The sequence below is a fragment of the Nioella nitratireducens genome (assembly GCF_001879715.1).
Classification (GTDB): Bacteria; Pseudomonadota; Alphaproteobacteria; order Rhodobacterales; family Rhodobacteraceae; genus Nioella; species Nioella nitratireducens.
Genome location: NZ_MNBW01000008.1, coordinates 1 through 18,715, shown reverse-complemented (window position 1 = coordinate 18,715; position 18,715 = coordinate 1). Strand labels below are relative to the sequence as shown.

Annotated in this window: 20 protein-coding genes; 6 read left to right on the top strand and 14 right to left on the bottom strand. The window is 62.8% G+C overall.

All coding sequences use genetic code 11. The annotated features are described in order from the left end of the window. Positions 1-35: 35 nt before the first annotated feature. Together BKY27_RS09330 and radC are read left to right on the top strand one after the other, a co-directional pair. Positions 36-722 (top strand): hypothetical protein, encoded by a 687-nt coding sequence (locus BKY27_RS09330; RefSeq protein WP_071674205.1) that lies wholly within the window; start codon positions 36-38, stop codon positions 720-722. A gap of 127 nt (positions 723-849) precedes the next feature. After that, entirely contained in the window at positions 850-1,551 is a 702-nt protein-coding gene (gene radC / locus BKY27_RS09325) for a RadC family protein (protein ID WP_071674384.1), read from the top strand. A gap of 63 nt (positions 1,552-1,614) precedes the next feature. Here the strand turns inward: radC and dxs are convergent, their stop codons facing one another. The 7 genes from dxs to BKY27_RS09290 are packed head-to-tail and all read right to left on the bottom strand — an operon-like array spanning position 1,615 to position 7,779. Further along, the gene (gene dxs, locus BKY27_RS09320) at positions 1,615-3,540 is read right to left on the bottom strand and encodes a 1-deoxy-D-xylulose-5-phosphate synthase (protein ID WP_071674204.1); all 1,926 of its coding nucleotides are present in this window, start codon (positions 3,538-3,540) and stop codon (positions 1,615-1,617) included. 28 nt (positions 3,541-3,568) lie between these two features. Next, complete coding sequence (locus BKY27_RS09315) at positions 3,569-4,435, bottom strand: polyprenyl synthetase family protein (protein WP_071674203.1); 867 nt, start codon at positions 4,433-4,435, stop codon at positions 3,569-3,571. Between the two features lie 3 nt (positions 4,436-4,438). Next, positions 4,439-4,684 carry an exodeoxyribonuclease VII small subunit gene (locus tag BKY27_RS09310; protein WP_071674202.1) on the bottom strand — a complete coding sequence of 82 codons (246 nt, stop codon included), beginning with the start codon at positions 4,682-4,684 and terminating at the stop codon, positions 4,439-4,441. Next, positions 4,681-5,619 (bottom strand): histone deacetylase family protein, encoded by a 939-nt coding sequence (locus BKY27_RS09305; protein WP_071674201.1) that lies wholly within the window; start codon positions 5,617-5,619, stop codon positions 4,681-4,683. Before BKY27_RS09305 ends, BKY27_RS09310 begins: the two co-directional genes overlap by 4 nt. Continuing rightward, on the bottom strand, positions 5,620-6,546 hold the full coding sequence (locus BKY27_RS09300; protein ID WP_071674200.1) for a histone deacetylase family protein: 927 nt from the start codon (positions 6,544-6,546) through the stop codon (positions 5,620-5,622). A gap of 7 nt (positions 6,547-6,553) precedes the next feature. After that, a complete protein-coding gene (locus tag BKY27_RS09295) occupies positions 6,554-7,267 on the bottom strand; it encodes a response regulator (protein ID WP_071674199.1) in 714 nt (237 codons plus the stop codon). Beyond that, positions 7,264-7,779 (bottom strand): MarR family winged helix-turn-helix transcriptional regulator, encoded by a 516-nt coding sequence (locus BKY27_RS09290; RefSeq protein WP_071674198.1) that lies wholly within the window; start codon positions 7,777-7,779, stop codon positions 7,264-7,266. The genes BKY27_RS09295 and BKY27_RS09290 overlap by 4 nt, the downstream gene beginning before the upstream one ends. Before the next feature lie 176 nt (positions 7,780-7,955). On the opposite strand from BKY27_RS09290, the gene BKY27_RS09285 reads away from it, so the two are divergent. Continuing rightward, positions 7,956-8,822 carry a branched-chain amino acid aminotransferase gene (locus BKY27_RS09285; RefSeq protein ID WP_071674197.1) on the top strand — a complete coding sequence of 289 codons (867 nt, stop codon included), beginning with the start codon at positions 7,956-7,958 and terminating at the stop codon, positions 8,820-8,822. Positions 8,823-8,911: 89 nt separating this feature from the next. Here BKY27_RS09285 and BKY27_RS09280 read toward each other — a convergent pair whose 3' ends face one another. Further along, positions 8,912-9,880, bottom strand: a complete 969-nt coding sequence (locus tag BKY27_RS09280; protein ID WP_071674196.1) for a zinc-binding alcohol dehydrogenase family protein — start codon at positions 9,878-9,880, stop codon at positions 8,912-8,914. A 347-nt stretch (positions 9,881-10,227) separates the two neighbouring features. Here BKY27_RS09280 and BKY27_RS09275 point away from each other — a divergent pair, with 347 nt between their 5' ends. Next, positions 10,228-10,563: a DUF2794 domain-containing protein gene (locus BKY27_RS09275; protein ID WP_071674383.1), complete on the top strand. Its 336-nt coding sequence runs from the start codon at positions 10,228-10,230 to the stop codon at positions 10,561-10,563. Positions 10,564-10,568: 5 nt separating this feature from the next. Here BKY27_RS09275 and BKY27_RS09270 read toward each other — a convergent pair whose 3' ends face one another. The 3 genes from BKY27_RS09270 to BKY27_RS09260 all read right to left on the bottom strand — a co-directional run bounded on the left by BKY27_RS09270 (position 10,569) and on the right by BKY27_RS09260 (position 13,223). After that, positions 10,569-11,396, bottom strand: coding sequence for a C40 family peptidase (locus BKY27_RS09270; protein WP_071674195.1), 828 nt, complete (start codon positions 11,394-11,396; stop codon positions 10,569-10,571). Then, positions 11,393-12,778: a leucyl aminopeptidase family protein gene (locus BKY27_RS09265; protein ID WP_071674194.1), complete on the bottom strand. Its 1,386-nt coding sequence runs from the start codon at positions 12,776-12,778 to the stop codon at positions 11,393-11,395. The genes BKY27_RS09270 and BKY27_RS09265 overlap by 4 nt, the downstream gene beginning before the upstream one ends. Before the next feature lie 61 nt (positions 12,779-12,839). After that, the gene (locus BKY27_RS09260) at positions 12,840-13,223 is read right to left on the bottom strand and encodes a hypothetical protein (RefSeq protein ID WP_071674193.1); all 384 of its coding nucleotides are present in this window, start codon (positions 13,221-13,223) and stop codon (positions 12,840-12,842) included. Between the two features lie 143 nt (positions 13,224-13,366). Here BKY27_RS09260 and BKY27_RS09255 point away from each other — a divergent pair, with 143 nt between their 5' ends. Beyond that, on the top strand, positions 13,367-14,017 hold the full coding sequence (locus tag BKY27_RS09255; RefSeq protein WP_071674192.1) for a carbonic anhydrase: 651 nt from the start codon (positions 13,367-13,369) through the stop codon (positions 14,015-14,017). 35 nt (positions 14,018-14,052) lie between these two features. Continuing rightward, positions 14,053-14,526, top strand: a complete 474-nt coding sequence (locus tag BKY27_RS19740) for a relaxase family protein (RefSeq protein ID WP_084667914.1) — start codon at positions 14,053-14,055, stop codon at positions 14,524-14,526. On the opposite strand, the gene BKY27_RS09245 is transcribed toward BKY27_RS19740, so the two are convergent. The 3 genes from BKY27_RS09245 to ilvD form a co-directional block, all read right to left on the bottom strand. Then, positions 14,523-15,545 (bottom strand): aspartate-semialdehyde dehydrogenase, encoded by a 1,023-nt coding sequence (locus tag BKY27_RS09245; RefSeq protein WP_071674191.1) that lies wholly within the window; start codon positions 15,543-15,545, stop codon positions 14,523-14,525. The genes BKY27_RS19740 and BKY27_RS09245 overlap by 4 nt on opposite strands. A gap of 182 nt (positions 15,546-15,727) precedes the next feature. After that, positions 15,728-16,591 carry a D-amino-acid transaminase gene (locus BKY27_RS09240; RefSeq protein WP_071674190.1) on the bottom strand — a complete coding sequence of 288 codons (864 nt, stop codon included), beginning with the start codon at positions 16,589-16,591 and terminating at the stop codon, positions 15,728-15,730. Between the two features lie 15 nt (positions 16,592-16,606). Then, the gene (gene ilvD, locus BKY27_RS09235) at positions 16,607-18,439 is read right to left on the bottom strand and encodes a dihydroxy-acid dehydratase (protein ID WP_071674189.1); all 1,833 of its coding nucleotides are present in this window, start codon (positions 18,437-18,439) and stop codon (positions 16,607-16,609) included. Positions 18,440-18,715 lie beyond the last annotated feature (276 nt).

Below are 18,715 nucleotides of genomic sequence, written 5' to 3'. Positions count from 1 at the left end.
CTAGGGTGCGCCTGATTGTAAACCTTGGGGGCATCATGCGGTTCATTCTGGCACTCACTCTGGCTGCGTTCGGCCTGTCCGGCGCGGCACTTGCGCAGGACAGCGACCCTGCGCCGTTCAACCTGTTCGCGTTGGACGGGGCCTATGCCAACCGGATCTTCCTGTTCGACGAGGTCTATGCCGAGGATCACGACGTCGAGGTGCCGGTGCCCTTCTCGGTCTCGGTCCCGGCGCAAGACCCTGTCGAGGTGATCGCGGATGGCGAGCCGGGCGGAAACGGGCTTGCCAAGTTCACCTTCGCCGTGGGCGACCCGCGCGCGTTTCTCGAAAGCGTCCTGATCGTGCCGACGCCGCTGCCGATGGCGGCAGACGATGCGCAAGATCCCGTGCGCGCACGGGTCGAAACCGCCTCGGCCGTGCTGCGCGACGTGATTTTCCCGCAGGTGTCCCAAGGTCTGGCGGGGGCCGAGATGCTGGCGCTGGAGGCTTATCCGTTCGAGGGATACATGGGCGCGCACCTGATCGCGCGCTACACGGACGCAGAGCTTGGGCCGATGCTGTTGCGCTTGACCGCCCATCCCAACCCGGTCGGCGCGCAGAGCTATGTCGCCATTTCGGCGATCAATTTGTCGATGGTGCCGGTCACCAATGGCGAAACGCTGCTGCAATCCATGTCGACCCGCGTGGCCAACAGCCTGACGTATCGCGCCAGCCAGCCCTAACCCTCTGTTAATCCTTTCGCGCGAGAGTTGCGGTATGACCCGTGCCGCGACCCGATTAAGTGAACAACCCTTGCCGGGATTCGAGTTCGATCCCGGCAGGCCTTCTGTGCTTGGGCCGCAACCCAAGATGGCGCCAAAGCCGCTGGACGAGATCGAAGAAGATCACCGCCGATTCCACCGTCAACGATTGCGAGACCGCTTTACAAACGGCGGCGCGGCGGCGGTGCCCGATTACGAATTGTTGGAAATGCTGCTCTACCGGGCCAATCGGCGGGGCGACACCAAGCCATTGGCCAAGCGGTTGCTCAAAACCTTCGGAGACCTGAATCATGTGCTGGCCGCCCCGCCTGCCCGGCTGAAGGAGGTGAAGGGCGTGGGCGATGCCGCGGTGTTCGAGATCAAGCTGATGGAGGCGATCGGCCATCGCATGGCGCGCGCGCGGGTGATGAACAAACCGGTGCTGTCGTCATGGGATGCGCTGTTGGACTATTGCCAATCGGCGATGGCCCACCGCGATATCGAACAGTTCCGTATTCTCTTCCTCGACCGCAAGAACGTGCTGATCGCGGATGAGGAACAGCAGTCAGGAACCGTCGATCACGTGCCCGTCTATCCGCGAGAGGTGGTGAAGCGCGCTTTGGAATTGAATGCCTCGGCACTCATCCTTGTGCATAACCACCCCTCTGGCGACCCGACGCCGAGCCAAGCGGATGTCGATATGACCTATGCCATCCGCGATGCCGCCGAAGTGTTGAATATCGTGATTCACGATCACCTGATCATCGGCAAGGCGCGGGAACTGTCGTTCCGGTCAGAAGGGTATTTGTAACGGCCAGCGGCCCGGCAGGGCCCCCCGGATCGGCGCGCGTCAGCGCGGCGACACCCCGTCACCTCAGGCGCGCTTGCCCATCGACGCAACGCCCAGCACATCCAGCACCTTGGCCTCGATATCGTCCGCATTCATCGCGGCGACCGCATACATGTCGCTTGGGCTGGCCTGATCAATGAAGATGTCGGGCAGCACCATCGAGCGGAATTTGAGCCCGTGGTCGAACACGCCCTCTTCCGCCAACAGGTGCGCGACATGGCTGCCGAAGCCGCCCACCGCACCTTCTTCGATGGTGATCAGCGCGTCGTGGTCCGCCGCAAGGCGCAGGATCATGTCACGGTCCAGCGGCTTGGCAAAGCGGGCATCGGCGATGGTGGGGGTGATGCCCTTGGCCGACAGCGCCTCGGCGGCCTTTTGCACTTCGGACAGGCGGGTGCCGAAGGACAGGATCGCCACATCCTTGCCCTCTTGGATCATCCGGCCCTTGCCGATTTCCAGTGGAACACCACGCTCCGGCATCTCGACGCCAACGCCTTCGCCACGCGGATAGCGGAAGGCGATTGGGCCATCGTTATGCGCGGCAGCAGTGGCGACCATGTGCACAAGCTCCGCCTCGTCTGCGGCGGCCATCACCACGAACCCCGGCAGGTTGGCCAGATAGGCCACGTCGAACGACCCGGCATGGGTCGCGCCATCGGCCCCGACCAGCCCGGCCCGGTCGATGGCGAAACGCACCGGCAGGCGTTGGATCGCCACATCATGCACAACCTGATCGTAGCCGCGTTGCAGGAAGGTCGAATAGATCGCGGCAAAAGGCTTCATCCCGCCCGCCGCCATCCCGGCGCAAAAGGTGACGGCGTGCTGTTCCGCTATCCCGACGTCGAAGGTGCGCTTCGGGAAGCGTTCTGCGAACAGGTCCAGCCCGGTGCCATCGGGCATCGCGGCGGTGACGGCGACGATCTTGTCGTCTGCCTCGGCCTCCTTGATCAGGCTTCTTGCGAAGACCTTGGTATAGCTCGGCGCATTCGACGGCGCCTTGCGCTGTTCGCCTGTGACCACGTCAAACGGCGCGCGGGCGTGTCCCCTGTCTGGCGTGCCTTCCGCGTGGCGAAAGCCCTTGCCCTTCTTGGTGATCGTATGGATCAGGATCGGCCCATCGGCCCGCGCCTTGACGGTGCGTAGAACGGCCAGAAGTTGCTCCATGTCATGCCCGTCGATAGGGCCGACATAGGAAAAGCCCAGTTCCTCGAACAGGGTGCCGCCGACGGTTGCGGCCTTGAGCAGTTCCTTGGCCCGGCGGGCGCCTTCCTGAAACGGTCCGGGCAGCAGCGAGACGGCGCCCTTGGCGGCGGCTTTCAATTCCTGGAACGGTGCCCCCGCATAGAGCCGCGAGAGGTAGGAGGACATGGCCCCGGTCGGGGGCGCGATGCTCATCTCGTTGTCGTTGAGGATCACGAACAGCCGTTTGCCCAGATGGCCCGCGTTGTTCATCGCTTCGAACGCCATGCCCCCGGACATCGCCCCGTCACCGATGACGGCAATCGCGTCGCCTGCGCCAGTGTCGGGCACGCCGCCCAGATCGCGGGCCACGGAAAACCCGAGCGCGGCGGAAATGGAGGTCGACGAATGCGCAGCTCCGAACGGGTCGTAGGGCGACTCGCTGCGCTTGGTGAAGCCCGAAATCCCCCCCCTCTTGCGCAGGGTCGGCATCCGGTCGCGCCGCCCGGTCAGGATTTTGTGGGGATAGCACTGATGGCTCACGTCCCAGACCAGCTTGTCGCGCGGGGTGTCAAAGACGGCATGCAACGCAACGGTCAGTTCCACAACGCCAAGGCCCGCGCCCAAATGTCCGCCGGTCTGGCTGACGGCGGCGATGGTTTCGGTGCGCAGCTCATCGGCGATGCGGCGCAGCTCGCTATCCGACAGGCCGCGCAGGTCGGCCGGGGACTGGATCCGGTCCAGGTGGGGCGTGTCGGGATGATGGCTCATGTGGCTCTCCGGGGCGCGCGCGATGCGCCTATTGATCGCGCGAGATAACGAAACGAGCGAGCTGCTTCAAGGTCTCGGCCTGCGGCCCATAGGGCGACAGCGCCTGTTCCGCCTCGGCAATCAGTGCGGACGCACGGGTTTTGGCCCCGTCCAGCCCGAGCAGCGACACAAAGGTCGCCTTTCCGGCCTCGGCATCCTTTCGCAGCGCCTTGCCCGCCTTTTCAGCATCGCCCTCTACATCCAAGATGTCATCCGCAATCTGAAAGGCAAGGCCAAGCGCGCGGGCGTAGTGGCGCAGCGGAGCAGAATCGGCTCGGCCAAGGATGGCCCCGGCATGGGCCGGCCATTCCAGCAAAGCGCCGGTCTTGTTGGCCTGCAACTCGGTGATCTGGGCAAGTGTCAGGGGCCTCTCGGCGGTTTCGGCTGCAATGTCCTGCGCTTGGCCCAGAACCATGCCTTGCGGCCCGGCGGCGCGCGCCAGCGTCAGGACCAATTCGGCGCGCTGGTCGGCGTCCCCTGTGATGGGGTCGGCCAGCAGTTCAAATGCGAAACTTTGCAGCGCGTCGCCCACCAGAACGGCGGTCGCCTCGTCCCAGGTCTTGTGAACGGTCGGCAGGCCCCGGCGCAGGTCGTCGTCATCCATGCAAGGCAGGTCGTCATGGACGAGGCTATAGGCATGGAGGCATTCCACGGCGCAGGCCGCCTGCATTGCCGGCGTCGCGTCGCCGCCGGTCAACCGCGCCGTTTCCAGCACGAGGAACCCGCGCAGCCGCTTGCCACCCGCCGTGGCGTAGCGCATCCCCTCGGCCACCCGGTCGGGTCCGAGTTTTGCCATGCGGTCCGACAGGGCGCGTGCAATCGCGTCCTGCGCTGTTTTCAAAGCGTCCGTGAACAAGCGTCAGAGCCCCTCGACGGGTTTCGCCCCGGTGGGCTGGCCTTCGGAATCCAGCGTGATCTGGGCGACCTTTTCCTCGGCTTCCTTCAGCTTGGCCTCGCAGCGGGCTTTCAGCTTGGCACCGCGTTCATAAAGCTTGATTGAATCTTCCAGCGCCACGTCGCCCCGGTCTAGCTGGCCGACCACGCTTTCCAATTCCCGGATTGCTTCTTCGAAGCTCATGTCGTCGATCGGTTTCTGGTCGCTCATCCGCTTCTCTCCGTCAAAACGCGCACATGGGCGGCAGTCGAGGCCGCGAGGGCGTCCAGATCATAGCCGCCTTCGAGTGTCGAGACCAACCGACCGCCGCAATACCGCTCCGCAATATCGCAAAGCCGGTGGGTGAGCCACTCGTAATCCTCTTCGACCCACGCCAGATCGGACAGCGGGTCGGCGGCGTGGCAGTCGAACCCGGCCGAGACCAGAAGCAATTCGGGCCGGTAGGCGTCAAGCCGAGGGAAAATCGTGGACTCGTAAGCCTCTCGCATCGCGGCGCCGCCCGTGCCGGGGGCGAGGGGCACGTTCAGCACGTTGTTGTGCGCGCCGGTCTCTGACACGTCGCCGGTATCGGGCCAGAGCGGCATTTGCTGCGAGGTGATAAGCAGTGCGCGCGGTTCGTCCCACAACAATGCCTGCGTGCCATTGCCATGATGCACGTCGAAATCGACAATGGCGACGCGGGTCAGGCCGTGATGCTGGATCGCATATTTCGCGCCAAGCGCCACGTTGCCGTAAAAGCAAAAGCCCATAGGCAATTCCTGTTCGGCATGGTGGCCGGGCGGGCGGATGGCGGCAAAGGCGTTATCGACCTCGCCCTCCATCACCAGATCAATCGCCCGCTTCACGCCCCCCGCGGCGCGGGAAAGGGCATAGAGCGACGTCGGCGACAGGAAAGTTTCTTCGTCGGTGTCCGGGTCCATCATGGTAAAGCCGGTCTCGGGGATCGCGGCCTTGATGCGCGCAAGGTAGGCGGGACTGTGACAGCGCAGCAGGTAGTCTTCTTCGACCATGAGAGCGGGAAAATGGAAAACCGGTAGCCCCTCGATCGCGCGCAACACACGGGCCAGCCGGGCGGGTTGCTCATGGACATGCGCGGGCGTCACATGAGTCAGGCAATCTGGATGGGTGATCAGCCCTGTGGCCACCTATGCCTCCATCAGAGCGAGAACATGAGCCGCGGTCGCATTGGCGAGCGCTGGCAGATTGTAGCCACCTTCGAGGGACGAGACGATGCGCCCCTCGCAGACCTCGTCCGCCACCTTGCACAATTCCCGCGTGAGCCACGCGAAATCCTCGGTGGACCAATTCAGGTTGGCCAGCGGGTCATCGGAATGGGCATCGAACCCGGCTGAAACAAGGACAAGCTCTGGCTGGTAATCGCGTAGACGCGGCAACAGGCGCGAGCCGTAGATCGAGCGCATTGTCTCGCCATCCGATCCGGGCGACAGCGGCACGTTCAGGATATTGCCATGCGCGCCGCGTTCGTGCGCGGCCCCGGTGCCGGGATAGAGCGGCATCTGGTGGGACGAGATGAACAGCACACGGTCTTCATCCCACAGCAGGTCTTGGGTGCCGTTGCCGTGGTGCACGTCGAAATCGACAATGGCGACGCGTGACAGGCCGTGGCGGCCCAACGCATGTTTTGCGGCGATGGCGACGTTGCCGAACAGGCAAAAGCCCATGGGCCGTGTTTTTTCGGCATGGTGGCCGGGCGGGCGCGTGGCGACGAAAGCGTTTTTCGCTTCGCCCGCCAGCACCGCATCGACGGCGGCCAGACAGCCGCCCACCCCGCGCAACGCGGCCTGCCATGTGCCGGGCGACATCGACGTATCCGGGTCGAGTGCGATCAGCCCGGCCTTGGGCGCGGCGTCCCGGATGCGGGTGACATGGCCTTCGGGATGGGCCAGCAGCAGGTCGGTCTCGTCCGCCATCGGCGAGGGGCGGCGATCCAGATCGTCAAAGCCGGGCGCGGACAGGGCCGCGTTGACGAATTCCAGCCGCGCAATCTGTTCGGGGTGGCCTTGCGGCATCTGGTGTTCAAGGCCCGAGTCGTTAGTCATCAGGATGGTCATGGAAACCTCAATCGGGGGCCAGCATATAGCCTGCGCCGCGCACTGTTTGCAGGTAGCGCGGCTGTTTCGGGTCCGCCTCGATCTTGCGACGCAGGCGGGTAATCTGCACATCGACCGCGCGTTCCTGGCTGGTGCTGCTGCCTGCGCCCTTGTCGCGGCCAAGATCTTCCACCAATTGCGTGCGGCTGACCGGTTCGTTCGGGCAGGCCGAAAAGATGCGCATCAAGGCGGCCTCGGTCGCGGTCAGGCGAATGGGGGTCTGGCCCTGCCACAATTCGCCGCGTTCGAGGTCATAGCGGATTGGCCCCAGATGCAGCATTTTCGGCGCGGATTTGTCCTCGGACACGGCCGGAACGCGCCGCAGGATGGCGTTGATCCGAAGCAGCAATTCCCGAGGTTCGAAAGGCTTTGGCAGGTAGTCGTCCGCCCCGGCCTCCAACCCCGAAATCCGGTCGCTGGCCTCGCCCCGCGCAGTCAGCAGCATGATGGGAGTAGCGAGCGTTTCCCGCAATGATCGGGTCAGGCTGATGCCGTCTTCGCCCGGCATCATGACGTCCAACACGATCAGGTCGAAATCCAGCCCCTCCAGCAAGCGCCGCGCATGGGCTGCGTCGCGGGCTGCAGTCACGATGAATCTGTTGCGGATCAGGAACTTTTGCAAAAGCCCCCGGATACGCTCGTCATCATCGACGATCAGCAGGTGTGCGGCCGGATCGCTCATCTCTCTCCCTCTGTGGCAGAAAGGTAGTGCCGGCGCAGGTCCGGGTCCATCATATGTTCCAGCACGGTGCGAAAACCCGCCACCGCCTCGGGCCCGGCGGCACGATAGGCGGCGCGCATCCGGGTGCGCTGTGCCTCGGACAACTCTCGTTCCAGCGCGATGCCCTTTTCAGTCAGGTAAAGATGGCGTTCACGTTTGTCGCGCGTGCCAACGCGGCTTTCGACCAGCCCATCCTCGACCAAGGTGCGCAAAACCCGGTTGAGCGACTGCTTGGTCACCCCGAGGATCGCCAAAAGGTTGTTCACCGTGGTGCCGGGACTGCGGTTGATGAAGTGAATCGCCCGATGATGCGCGCGCCCATAGGCATGGTTTTCAAGGATGCGATCTGGATCGGCGGTAAAGCCACGATAGGCGAAGAACATCGCCTCGATCCCCCGCCGCAACTGCTCGTCTGTCAGGAAGAGCAGGTTCTCCCCACTGCTGGCGCTATTCGCCGGGCTGCGTTCGGCCATAATCTCGGCCCCCTTTGGGTTTTCTGCCTCTGGTCCGAGTTTATGTCAGCCTTATTGACTTTCCAAGAATCAATTGATACCGAAAGTCCGGTTTTGCGAAATTTTATGTCCGAACCGGGCATATTTGGCGCAATAATTGGAATTTTATCCCTGCGGCTCGGTGGAAGGGTACGACGATGAGTGCATATGATGATCGCGACGGTCAAATCTGGATGGATGGCATGCTGGTGCCGTGGCGGGATGCACAGGTGCACGTCCTGACCCACGCCCTGCACTACGCTTCGTCGGTTTTCGAAGGCGAGCGGTGCTATGACGGCAAGGTATTTCTCAGCCGTAAGCACTCGGAACGGCTGCTGAAATCGGGCGAGATGATGGATATGCCTATCCCCTACTCAGTGGATGAGATCGAGGCCGCCAAACGCGCGGTGCTAGAGGCCAACGGGCTGGACAACGCCTATGTGCGCGTCGTGGCCTTCCGTGGCGCGGGAGAGGATATGGGAGTCTCCGCCGCGCGCAACAAGGTGCGCATGGCGGTGACGGCCTGGGCCTGGGGCGATTACTACGGCGACGCCAAGATGAAGGGCGCCAAGCTGGATATCGCCAAGTGGAAACGCCCAAGCCCCGAGACCATCCCGACCGCCGCCAAGGCCGCTGGCCTTTACATGATCTGCACCATGTCGAAACACGCAGCCGAGGCCAAAGGCTGCTCGGACGCGATGTTCCTCGATTATCGCGGCTACGTGGCCGAGGCGACCGGCGCCAATATCTTCTTCGTCAAGGATGGTGAAGTGCACACGCCGCTGCCCGACGCGATCCTGAATGGCCTGACCCGCCAGACCGTGATCGGTATGCTGAAAGAACGCGGCATCACCGTGCATGAGCGCTATATCGAGCCGTCTGAGCTGGAGGGGTTCGAACAGTGCTGGCTGACCGGCTCCGCCGCCGAGGTCACGCCAGTTGGCCAGATCGGCGACGACACCTTCGAGGTTGGCGCGCTGACGCGAGAGATCGCGGAAGGATATGAAAAGTTGGTGCGCGTGTAGTCTGGATGTCTGGAACCAATGGCAAGCCCCGCAGTATGTCGCGGGGCCTGCCCTTTGTAAAAGATCAACGTCCGGTCCCGCAGACGGGTTCAGGTCAATACAACAATCTTCCCACCAGCCCGATCGTTTTCCATCGTCTCATGCGCCTGAGCAATCTGACCAAGCGTGAACACCGGGCCCAAGGGCGGTTTGATCTCTCCAGATTCGACCTTGTCGATAAACGCTTGCAAAGGCGTTGCAATGAAATCCTCTGACCCGCCTGCGTAGGTGGTCAGGTTGACACCGGTTGGAATTGAACCCATCGGGCTGAACCGTTCCAGTTCCCATGCGTTACCGACCATCCCGACCATAGCGACGGTCCCATGAATGCCGGTTGCTTGCAGGCTGTCCAGCAATGTCATGGTTCCAACCAATTCCAGGACCTTTGAAACACCGCCGGGTTTGATCGCCCGAACCGCGTCCGCGATTTCTCCGGTATCAATCACGACATGATCCGCGCCGTTGGCTTTAAGCATGTCGGTGCGGTCTGGTTTGCGTGTTGTCGCAATCACCTCGGCCCCGGCCATTTTTGCCAGACCCGCTGCTGTCAGACCGACCGAGGTCGTTCCGCCACGGATCAACAGGCTATCGCCCGCCTTCAATCCAAGGCCGGTGTTCAGGGCACCATGTGCAGTTTGAACCATCTCCGGGAGCGCCCCGAGAACGCGCCAGTCAAGCGACGTGGTCAGCGGCATGACCTGCGACGCCGGGACCGACGTGTACTCTGCATATCCGCCGTCAAAAATCCGACCCATACCGCCCATCGCCGTTGCAACGATCTGGCCCTTGGCCAGCCTGCCAGACGGGTCATCATCAACCTTTCCCACGGCCTCAATCCCCAGAATGCGGGGGAAAGACACGTTGGGGGAATGCCCTTGTCTGGTGAAAAGTTCCGAGCGGTTCAGTCCAAAGGCTTTCACCCTGATCCGCACCCAGCCGTCCCGGCTGTCTGGAATCTCCCGGTCTTCAATTTTCAGTACTCCCGGCGCGCCCGGAACGCGGATGACAGCAGCTTTCATCGTCTGTCTCCTGTGATGAAATTTGACGTGGAGAAAAAGTAGGTTCATCTCTCAGAACGCACGATTAGGTAGAATTTTACGTGATCTGTGCGAATATGAACAGAAAAGGCCCCGGCATTCTTGCGCGGGGCCTTTCTTATCCGGTGTAGTCCCGACGACGCGAACTGGGTGGGGGCAAGAATTCCGCGTCGCCGGGGTGAGACAATGCTCATCACTACGGCAACCAACCTGACCGCGGCACCGGGCAAATTGAGGGAACAGCGACGGTTTCTGCACGGCTCTTTTGCGTCAATTCCATGGCGGCGCTTGAAATACGCCCTGCACCGCGCCAATCTTGGATAATGGTGATGCAGTTTCAGCCGACCGGCCCCGTCCCGCAGCAGGACCAAGTTGCCTTCCACCGCACCGAGTTGGGGGTGATCCTCGGGCTGTATGGCCGCATGGTGGCGGCGGGGGAATGGCGCGATTACGGGATATCGTGCCTGCGCGAGGTGGCGGTCTTTTCGATCTTCCGGCGCACCGCCGAACATCCGATTTACCGCATCGAGAAACGCCCCAAGCTGCGCGACCGGCAAGGGCAATATTCGGTCATCGGCATGGATGGCCAAATCCTGAAACGCGGCCACGACCTGAAAACCGTGCTGCGGGTTCTGGAACGCAAGCTGATCCGCGCCGTCGAGTAGCGCCCCTACAGCCGACGGCGCGCCATGATCGGGCCTTCGCCAGCCTCTTCGATCCGGGCGGCCGCATCTTTCAGTGGTTCATAGGCCACGGCCATATGCGTGGCATTGGCGTGCAGCAGCATCCGGTCATTGGCCATGAAACCGACATGCCCTTTCCAGAACACGATGTCCCCGCGCCGGAGCGAGTCGCCCTGCGGCAGTTCTTGTCCAAGCGTCATCTGTTGATCCGAGTCGCGCGGGCAGGGAATGCCGCAGGCCAGCAGCGCCATCTGGATCAGGCCAGAACAATCAAGGCCCCATCGGCTGCTGCCGCCCCACAAGTAAGGCGAGCCCAGGAACAAATCCGCCACGCCCACGGGGTCGCCGAAGCGGGCCTTGATCGGTTGCAGATGGGGTTTGGGGATAAAGTGGCCGGTATGGATACGTCGGTAATTGCCGCTTTCGCCCACCACCCGCACGGGTGAGCCAAAAAAGATTGCCACCTCGGGCGGGGCCTTGAGGTCGGGCTTGGGGTAAAGATGCGTGGCGGGGGCCGCAACCCAATGCGTCGGCAATTCCGGCGACACCAGTGCCCCCGACAACACATAGCCAACCTGCCCGTCTCGTTCCGCCTGGCCAAAGGAAAAACCGTCATAGGTGTCGAGGACGTGGAACACCTCGCCGAACAACAACTGGCTGACGCGGCGCCCGCGCGGTTCATCGGTGATGTTGGCCATCGGTTGTGTGACCATCAGGCGGCGGCCTTCGACATAGCGGTCAGCCGACACTTTGCCGCGCAGGGACAAATGGGCGACGTTTCCGTTGGACAGGGTCGTGCGGGGGTCGTGGCTCATAGGTTCAGCACCTCCGGCAAAGTGGCGAAGATGGCGCGTGCGCCCTGCCCGACACCACCCTTGGGGCGGGCGGGGGCATCAACGGGCTGCCATCCGTAAATGTCGAAATGTGCAAACCGCGGTGCGGCCCGTGCAAAGCGGCGCAGGAACAGCGCGGCGGTGATCGACCCGGCAAACCCGCCCTTGGGCGCATTGTCGAGATCGGCGATCGTCGGTTGAATCATCGTCTCGTAGGGGGCGTGAAAGGGCATCCGCCAGACCGGGTCGGCCTGCGCCGCGCCGCTGGCGGACAGGGCAGCGGCGACCTGCTCGTCATCGGTGTAGAACGGCGCAAGGTCCGGCCCGACGGCCACGCGCGCGGCCCCGGTCAGGGTCGCCATGCAAATCAGCAGGTCGGATGGGGTTTCGGTGGCAAACGCCAGAGCGTCGGCCAGAACCAGCCTCCCCTCGGCGTCGGTATTGTTGATCTCGACCGTGAGCCCGTTGCGCGCGGTCAGGATGTCGCCGGGGCGAAAGGCGTTGCCCGAGACAGCATTTTCCACCGCCGGGATCAGCACGCGCAGCCGCACGGGCAGACCCGCGCCCATGATCATCCGCGCAAGACCAAGGACCGTGGCCGACCCGCCCATATCCTTTTTCATCAACCCCATCGAGGCGCCGGGCTTGAGGTTCAACCCGCCGGTGTCGAAGCACACCCCCTTGCCGACCAGCGTCAGGGTCGGGCCGGTGGTGCCCCATGTCATCTCGATCAGGCGCGGCGCAGTGTCCGAAGCGCGCCCCACGGCGTGGATCAGGGGAAAATTCGCCTCGATCAGCGTGTCGCCCAAGGTCACGTCCACGGCGGCGCCGAACGCGTTGGCCAGATCGCGCACAGCCAGTTCCAACGCGTCCGGCCCCATGTCATTGGCGGGCGTGTTGATCAGGTCGCGAGTCAGCACCTCGCCCGCAGCGATGGTTTCCAGCAGGGTGGCGTCCAGCCCCTCGGGGGCGACCAGACGCGCCTTGGGGGTAGAGGCTTCCTTGTAGCGTCCAAACCGATAACCAGCCAGGAGATAGCCGAGCGCGGCTTCCCGCATCTCGTCTTCTGGCAAGGCGGTATCGAGCCGATAAGTGCCGTCCGGCAGGGCTGCAATCGCCGCGCCAAGGGCAAAGCGCTGTCGGGCCCGCGCGGGCACATCGCCCCGGCCCAGCAACACCCGCGACATGCCGCCTGCGCCATTGGGCAGGGGGCAGACCTCGCCCAAGGCGCCGGAAAAACCGCTGGTTTCGGCCCACCCCGCCTGATCCGGTGGCAGGTTGGCCAGCGCGGCCTCCATCGCGTCGCTGTCGATGCAGGTCACGGGGATCGCGGCGGGGTCGGTAGGGGCAAATTGTCTGGACATGGGACTCCATCACCTCGGTATGGGGTCAGCCTAACGTGGCCAGTGGCGGCTGCAAGGAGGTTCAGCCAGACACGTCCTCCAGATCCCAAATCGCGTGCAGCGACCGTTCTCCAACCCGCAAGAGCCTTGCGTAGGTGGCCGAGAGCGCAACCGGATCGCGCCGTTCGATACAGGCCAGCACATCGCGTGCGACCCGCGCCAACGTGGCCATGCCGATTCGGTCCGAGGTGGCGGTCAGGGCCCGCAATGGCGCGCAACAGGCGCCGGCGTCGTCCAGCGGAGTGATACTGCCGAGGGTCCGGATATGACGGCTGATTGTTTCCAGCGCGCGCGCCACCTCGTGCTCGGCGCGCACCTCTCCTATTTCATCGCACAGGCGTTCCAACCGGTCGGGGTTGAACCGCGCAGGTTCTTCTGGCCGCAAAGCGGTTACATGTTGCTCCATCACTCACTTCCCTTCCGCCCCCACGGAATGAGGCGACCTTGCCCGACCATGCTGAAGAAACCGTTGCGGCGCGTTTGGAAAAAAACCTCGAACTTTCGAGAAATCCTGCCTATCAGGGGGATCGGGACAGATGAGGACCTTGGATGACGACTGCAACCCCCCTGCCAGCCTACCTTGTTCGTCGCTACCATGCATGGAAATCCACCGACTATGCCGAGAACCAGGCTTGGTTCCGGCGTCTGGCCGACGAGGGCCAGCATCCTCGGGCGATGGTGATTTCCTGCTGTGACAGCCGCGTGCACGTGACCTCGATATTCGGGGCGGAAACCGGCGAGTTCTTCATTCACCGCAATATCGCCAACCTCGTGCCGCCCTATGCGCCCGATGGCGACCATCACGGCACCTCGGCGGCGGTCGAATTCGCGGTTTCTTCGCTGAAGGTGGCGCATATCGTGGTGCTGGGGCATTCGAGCTGCGGCGGTGTGAACGGGTGCATCCAGATGTGCTCGGGCGAGGCGCCGGAGCTGGAGAAATCGACCAGCTTCGTCGGCCGCTGGATGGAAATGCTGCGCCCGGCCTGCGAAGCGACCGCGCATATCACGGACAAGGACGAGCGCCAGAAAGTCTTGGAAAAGCAAAGTGTTCTGGTGTCGCTTGAAAACCTGATGACCTTCCCCTTCGTGTCCGAGGCGGTCCATGAAGGGCAGCTTAGCCTACATGGGCTGTGGACCGAGATCCGCTCGGGCGGGTTAGAGATGTATGACCCGGCGCACCGGGCCTTTGTGCAGGTTTAACCGGTCGTCAACCGTGGTTTGCCACACTGCGAACCATGTTCGGAGAATCACTTACCATTCGCCTTGCGCCGCGGGATTTGCAGGCTCTGGACGCGCTGGCGCGCCGTCAGGATGTAACCGTTGGGTTCATCGTGCGGGGTCTCATCGCGTCCGAGTTGAAGCGCCAGGCAAATACCAAGGCGCGCAATTGCGCCGATGGGCGGCTTGTGGCACGGCTTCAGCGCCTTTTGGCGGGGGCCATGGCCGAAGCCCGCAGTTGGCAAGATCTGCATCGCCGCCTGTCTGATCTCGGCTACGAGCTGCGCCCTTCGGGCGGTGGCTTGACCGTGCATCGCCTTTCGGGGGACGAGCGGTTGTGCAAGAGCTCTGATCTCGGCTTTGCCTATACGCGGCTGGTCAAACGTTTCCGTGCGCCGATGCCGGGTCATCCCCGCAAAATGCAACATGTCCTCGAACGACTGGCGCCCGAGGACATGGAGGAAGATTTCGAGGTGATCGAAGAAGATTAGCCCTTCTTCAACACCCGCTTTCCAAGCGTTTCGGCGATCTGAACCGCGTTCAGCGCCGCGCCCTTGCGCAGGTTGTCGGACACGCACCACAGGTTGATGCCGTTGTCGATGGTCGAATCCTGACGGATACGGCTGATGAAGGTGGCGAAGTCGCCCACGCATTCCACCGGCGTGACGTAGCCGCCATCCTCGCGTTTATCGACCACCAGAATCCCCGGCGCCGACCGCAGGATGTCGCGCGCCTCTTCCTCGTCGAGATGCTCTTCGAACTCGATATTGATCGATTCCGAGTGGCCGACGAAGACCGGCACGCGCACGCAGGTGGCCGTGACCTTGATCGACGGGTCGATGATCTTCTTGGTCTCGGCGACCATCTTCCATTCTTCCTTGGTCGAGCCGTCTTCAAGGAACACGTCGATATGCGGGATCACGTTGAAAGCGATCTGCTTGGGGTAGACGGACGGTGCCACTTCCTGACCCGGCACATACATGCCCTTGGTCTGGTCCCACAGCTCGTCGATGGCCTCTTTGCCGGAACCGGATACCGACTGGTAGGTCGAAACTACCACGCGCTTGATCTTGGCGCGGTCATGCAGCGGTTTCAGCGCCACCACCATCTGCGCGGTCGAGCAGTTGGGGTTCGCGATGATGTTCTTCTTGGAATAGCCGTCAACCGCCTCGGGGTTACACTCCGGCACCACCAGCGGAACGTCCGGGTCGTAGCGGTAGAGCGACGAATTGTCGATCACGATGCAGCCCGCCTTTGCGGCCTTGGGCGCATATTCCTTGGTCGCGTCCGAGCCGATGGCGAACAGCGCGATATCCCACCCGGTGAAGTCGAATGTGGCAAGGTCCTGGGTCTTGACGGTTTTGTCACCGAAGCTGCACTCGGTCCCAAGGGAACGACGGGATGCCAGCGCGGCAAGCTCGTCCACCGGGAACTGGCGCTCGGCCAGGATGTTCAGCATTTCGCGGCCCACGTTACCCGTGGCGCCGACAACGGCAACTTTGTAACCCATAATGATCTTGTCCTCTTTGCTGGGAACAGCGCGGCACATATCGCAGCCAAGGGGAAAGTAAAAGGGAGTCTGCTGAAACAGGCCCCCGGGGCGCGGTTTTGTGTCATTCGGGCAAAGCCGCACGCGCTCATGAAAAAAGGCGACCCCGCAAGGCCGCCCCGTCTTGATCCATGTGCCGTGGTTCAGATTGCGGCCTTGCGCATTTCCTCAAGATAGATCTCGCGGATGCGCGGGGCGAGGGGGCCGACCTTGCCGTCGCCCACGGGTTGGCCGTCGATCTCGACAACCGGCATCACGAAGGCCGAGGCCGAGGTGATGAACGCCTCTGCCGCGTTCTGCGCCTCTTCGATGGTGAAGGGGCGTTCTTCCACCTTCACCTGCGCTTCTTTGGCAAAGCGCAGCACGGCGGCACGGGTGATGCCGTGAAGGATGTCGTTGGAAAGGTGCCGGGTGACGATGGTGCCGTCCTTGGTGACGATATAGGCGTTGTTCGAGGTGCCTTCGGTCACGAAGCCTTCTTCGACCATCCACGCATCGTCGCAGCCCGCCTTCTTGGCCATCATCTTGCCCATCGAGGGGTAGAGCAGTTGCACCGTCTTGATATCGCGGCGATGCCAGCGCAGATCCTCGATCGAGATGACCTTGATCCCGGTCTTGGCCTGCGGCGCATCGGCCAGACCCGGCTTGTTCTGGGTGAACAGCACGATGGTCGGCTCGGTGTCCTCGGGCGGGAAGGCGAAATCACGGTCGCCCGGCGCGCCACGGGTGATTTGCAGATAGATCAACCCGTCGGTGATCTCGTTCCGCGTCACCAGTTCGCGGTGAATTTCCAACAACTCTTCGTGGGTGACCGATTGCTTCATGTCCAGCTCGGCCAACGACCGGGCCAGACGCGCGGCGTGTCCGTCGAAGTCGATAAGCTTGCCGCCAAGCACGCTTGTCACTTCGTAGACGCCATCGGCCATCAGGAAGCCACGGTCGAAGATCGACACCTTGGCCTCGGTCTCGGGCAGATATTCTCCGTTCACATAGACGGTACGAGTCATGGGCGTGGTTCCTTTTCAGACTTGGCGAACGGCGCCCTTGGCGGCGCTGGTGGTCAGGGCGGCATAGGCCTTGAGCGCGGTCGACACCTGGCGCCTGCGCGGCTTGGCGGGTTGCCATCCGGCGGCGTCCTGTGCGGCGCGGCGCTCGGCCAGTTCCGCATCCGACACGGCGAGGTTGATGGTGCGGTTCGGGATGTCGATTTCGATCGTGTCGCCGTCCTGGACAAGACCGATCGCGCCACCCTCTGCCGCCTCGGGCGAGACATGGCCGATTGAAAGACCCGAGGTGCCGCCAGAAAAGCGCCCATCGGTCAACAACGCGCAGGCTTTGCCCAGCCCCTTCGACTTGAGGTAGGAGGTCGGGTAGAGCATTTCCTGCATCCCCGGCCCGCCGCGCGGCCCCTCGTAGCGGATGACGACCACGTCGCCTTCCTTGACCTTGCCGGTCAGGATGTTGCTGACCGCCTCGTCCTGGCTTTCGCAGACATGGGCGGTGCCGGTGAATTGCAGGATGCTGGAATCGACCCCGGCGGTTTTCACGATGCAGCCATCTTCGGCGATATTGCCGAACAACACCGCAAGGCCACCGTCTTGGCTGAAGGCGTTTTCCTTGTCGCGGATCACACCGTTGGTGCGGTCGGTGTCCAGTTCCTTGTAGCGGTTCGACTGGCTGAAGGCCTGCGTGGTGCGCACACCACCGGGCGCGGCCTTGAACAGTTGCTCGGCCTCGGGGTTGTTGGCTACGGCGATGTCCCACTTGGCGATGGCTTCGCCCATGGTTTGGGAATGCACGGTGCTGACGTCGTTGTGCAACAGGCCCGCACGGCTGAGTTCGCCGAGAATTGAGAAGATGCCGCCGGCGCGGTGGATATCCTCCATATGGACATTGGCGGTGTTGGGCGCGACCTTGCACAGGCAGGGCACCTTGCGGCTGAGGCGATCCATGTCGGTCATGGTGAAATCGACCTCGCCTTCATGGGCAATAGCCAGCAGGTGCAGCACGGTGTTGGTGGACCCGCCCATGGCGATGTCGAGGCTCATGGCGTTCTCGAACGCCTCGTATGTGGCAATCTCGCGCGGCAGCAGGCCTTTTTCCTCGTCCTCGTAATGGCGCTTTGCGATCTCGACGATCTTGCGTCCTGCCTCCAGGAACAACCCCTTGCGGTCGGCATGGGTGGCGAGCGTGGAGCCGTTGCCCGGAAGCGCCAACCCGAGTGCTTCTGCCAGGCAATTCATAGAGTTAGCCGTGAACATGCCCGAACACGACCCGCAGGTCGGGCAGGCGTTTTCCTCGATATGCTGCACCTGAGCGTCGGTGAAGCTGTCATTCGCGGCGGCGACCATGGCATCGACGAGGTCGACCTTGGTCATTTCCAGATCAGCAATGTCGATCTTGCCCGCTTCCATCGGCCCGCCAGAGACGAAAATCACCGGGATATTCAACCGCATCGCGGCCATCAGCATGCCCGGTGTGATCTTGTCGCAGTTCGAAATGCAGACCATCGCGTCGGCGCAATGGGCGTTGACCATGTATTCGACGCTGTCGGCAATCACCTCGCGCGAGGGCAGGGAATAGAGCATTCCATCATGGCCCATGGCAATGCCGTCATCAACGGCTATCGTATTGAATTCCTTGGCAACACCGCCCGCCGCCTCAACCTCTCGCGCGACCATCTGGCCGAGGTCTTTCAGATGCACATGGCCCGGCACGAACTGTGTAAAGCTGTTGACGATGGCGATGATGGGCTTGTCCCAATCGCCTTCGGTCATGCCGGTGGCGCGCCAAAGGCCACGGGCGCCGGCCATGTTGCGGCCATGGGTGGTCGTGCGGGAACGGTATCTGGGCATGTCGGTCCTCCTGTCGAGCGGGGATTGCTTAGCGCATGAGGCTGGCGAGGGCCATATGCGGCGGCGGATATTTCCGGGTGCTGCCGTTAGGGTTTCCGACACCTTTGTCGGATATTTCTGACAGGTATGTCGGAAATCATTCAAACACCCTGAGCTACCCCCCGAATTTCGGACACTGACATAAGCTACGAATTGCAGTTTGCTGATCTTCGACGAGAAGGAGATCAGAGATGTCGAAACGCAAGCAGCACGCGCCCGAGTTCAAGGCGAAGGTCG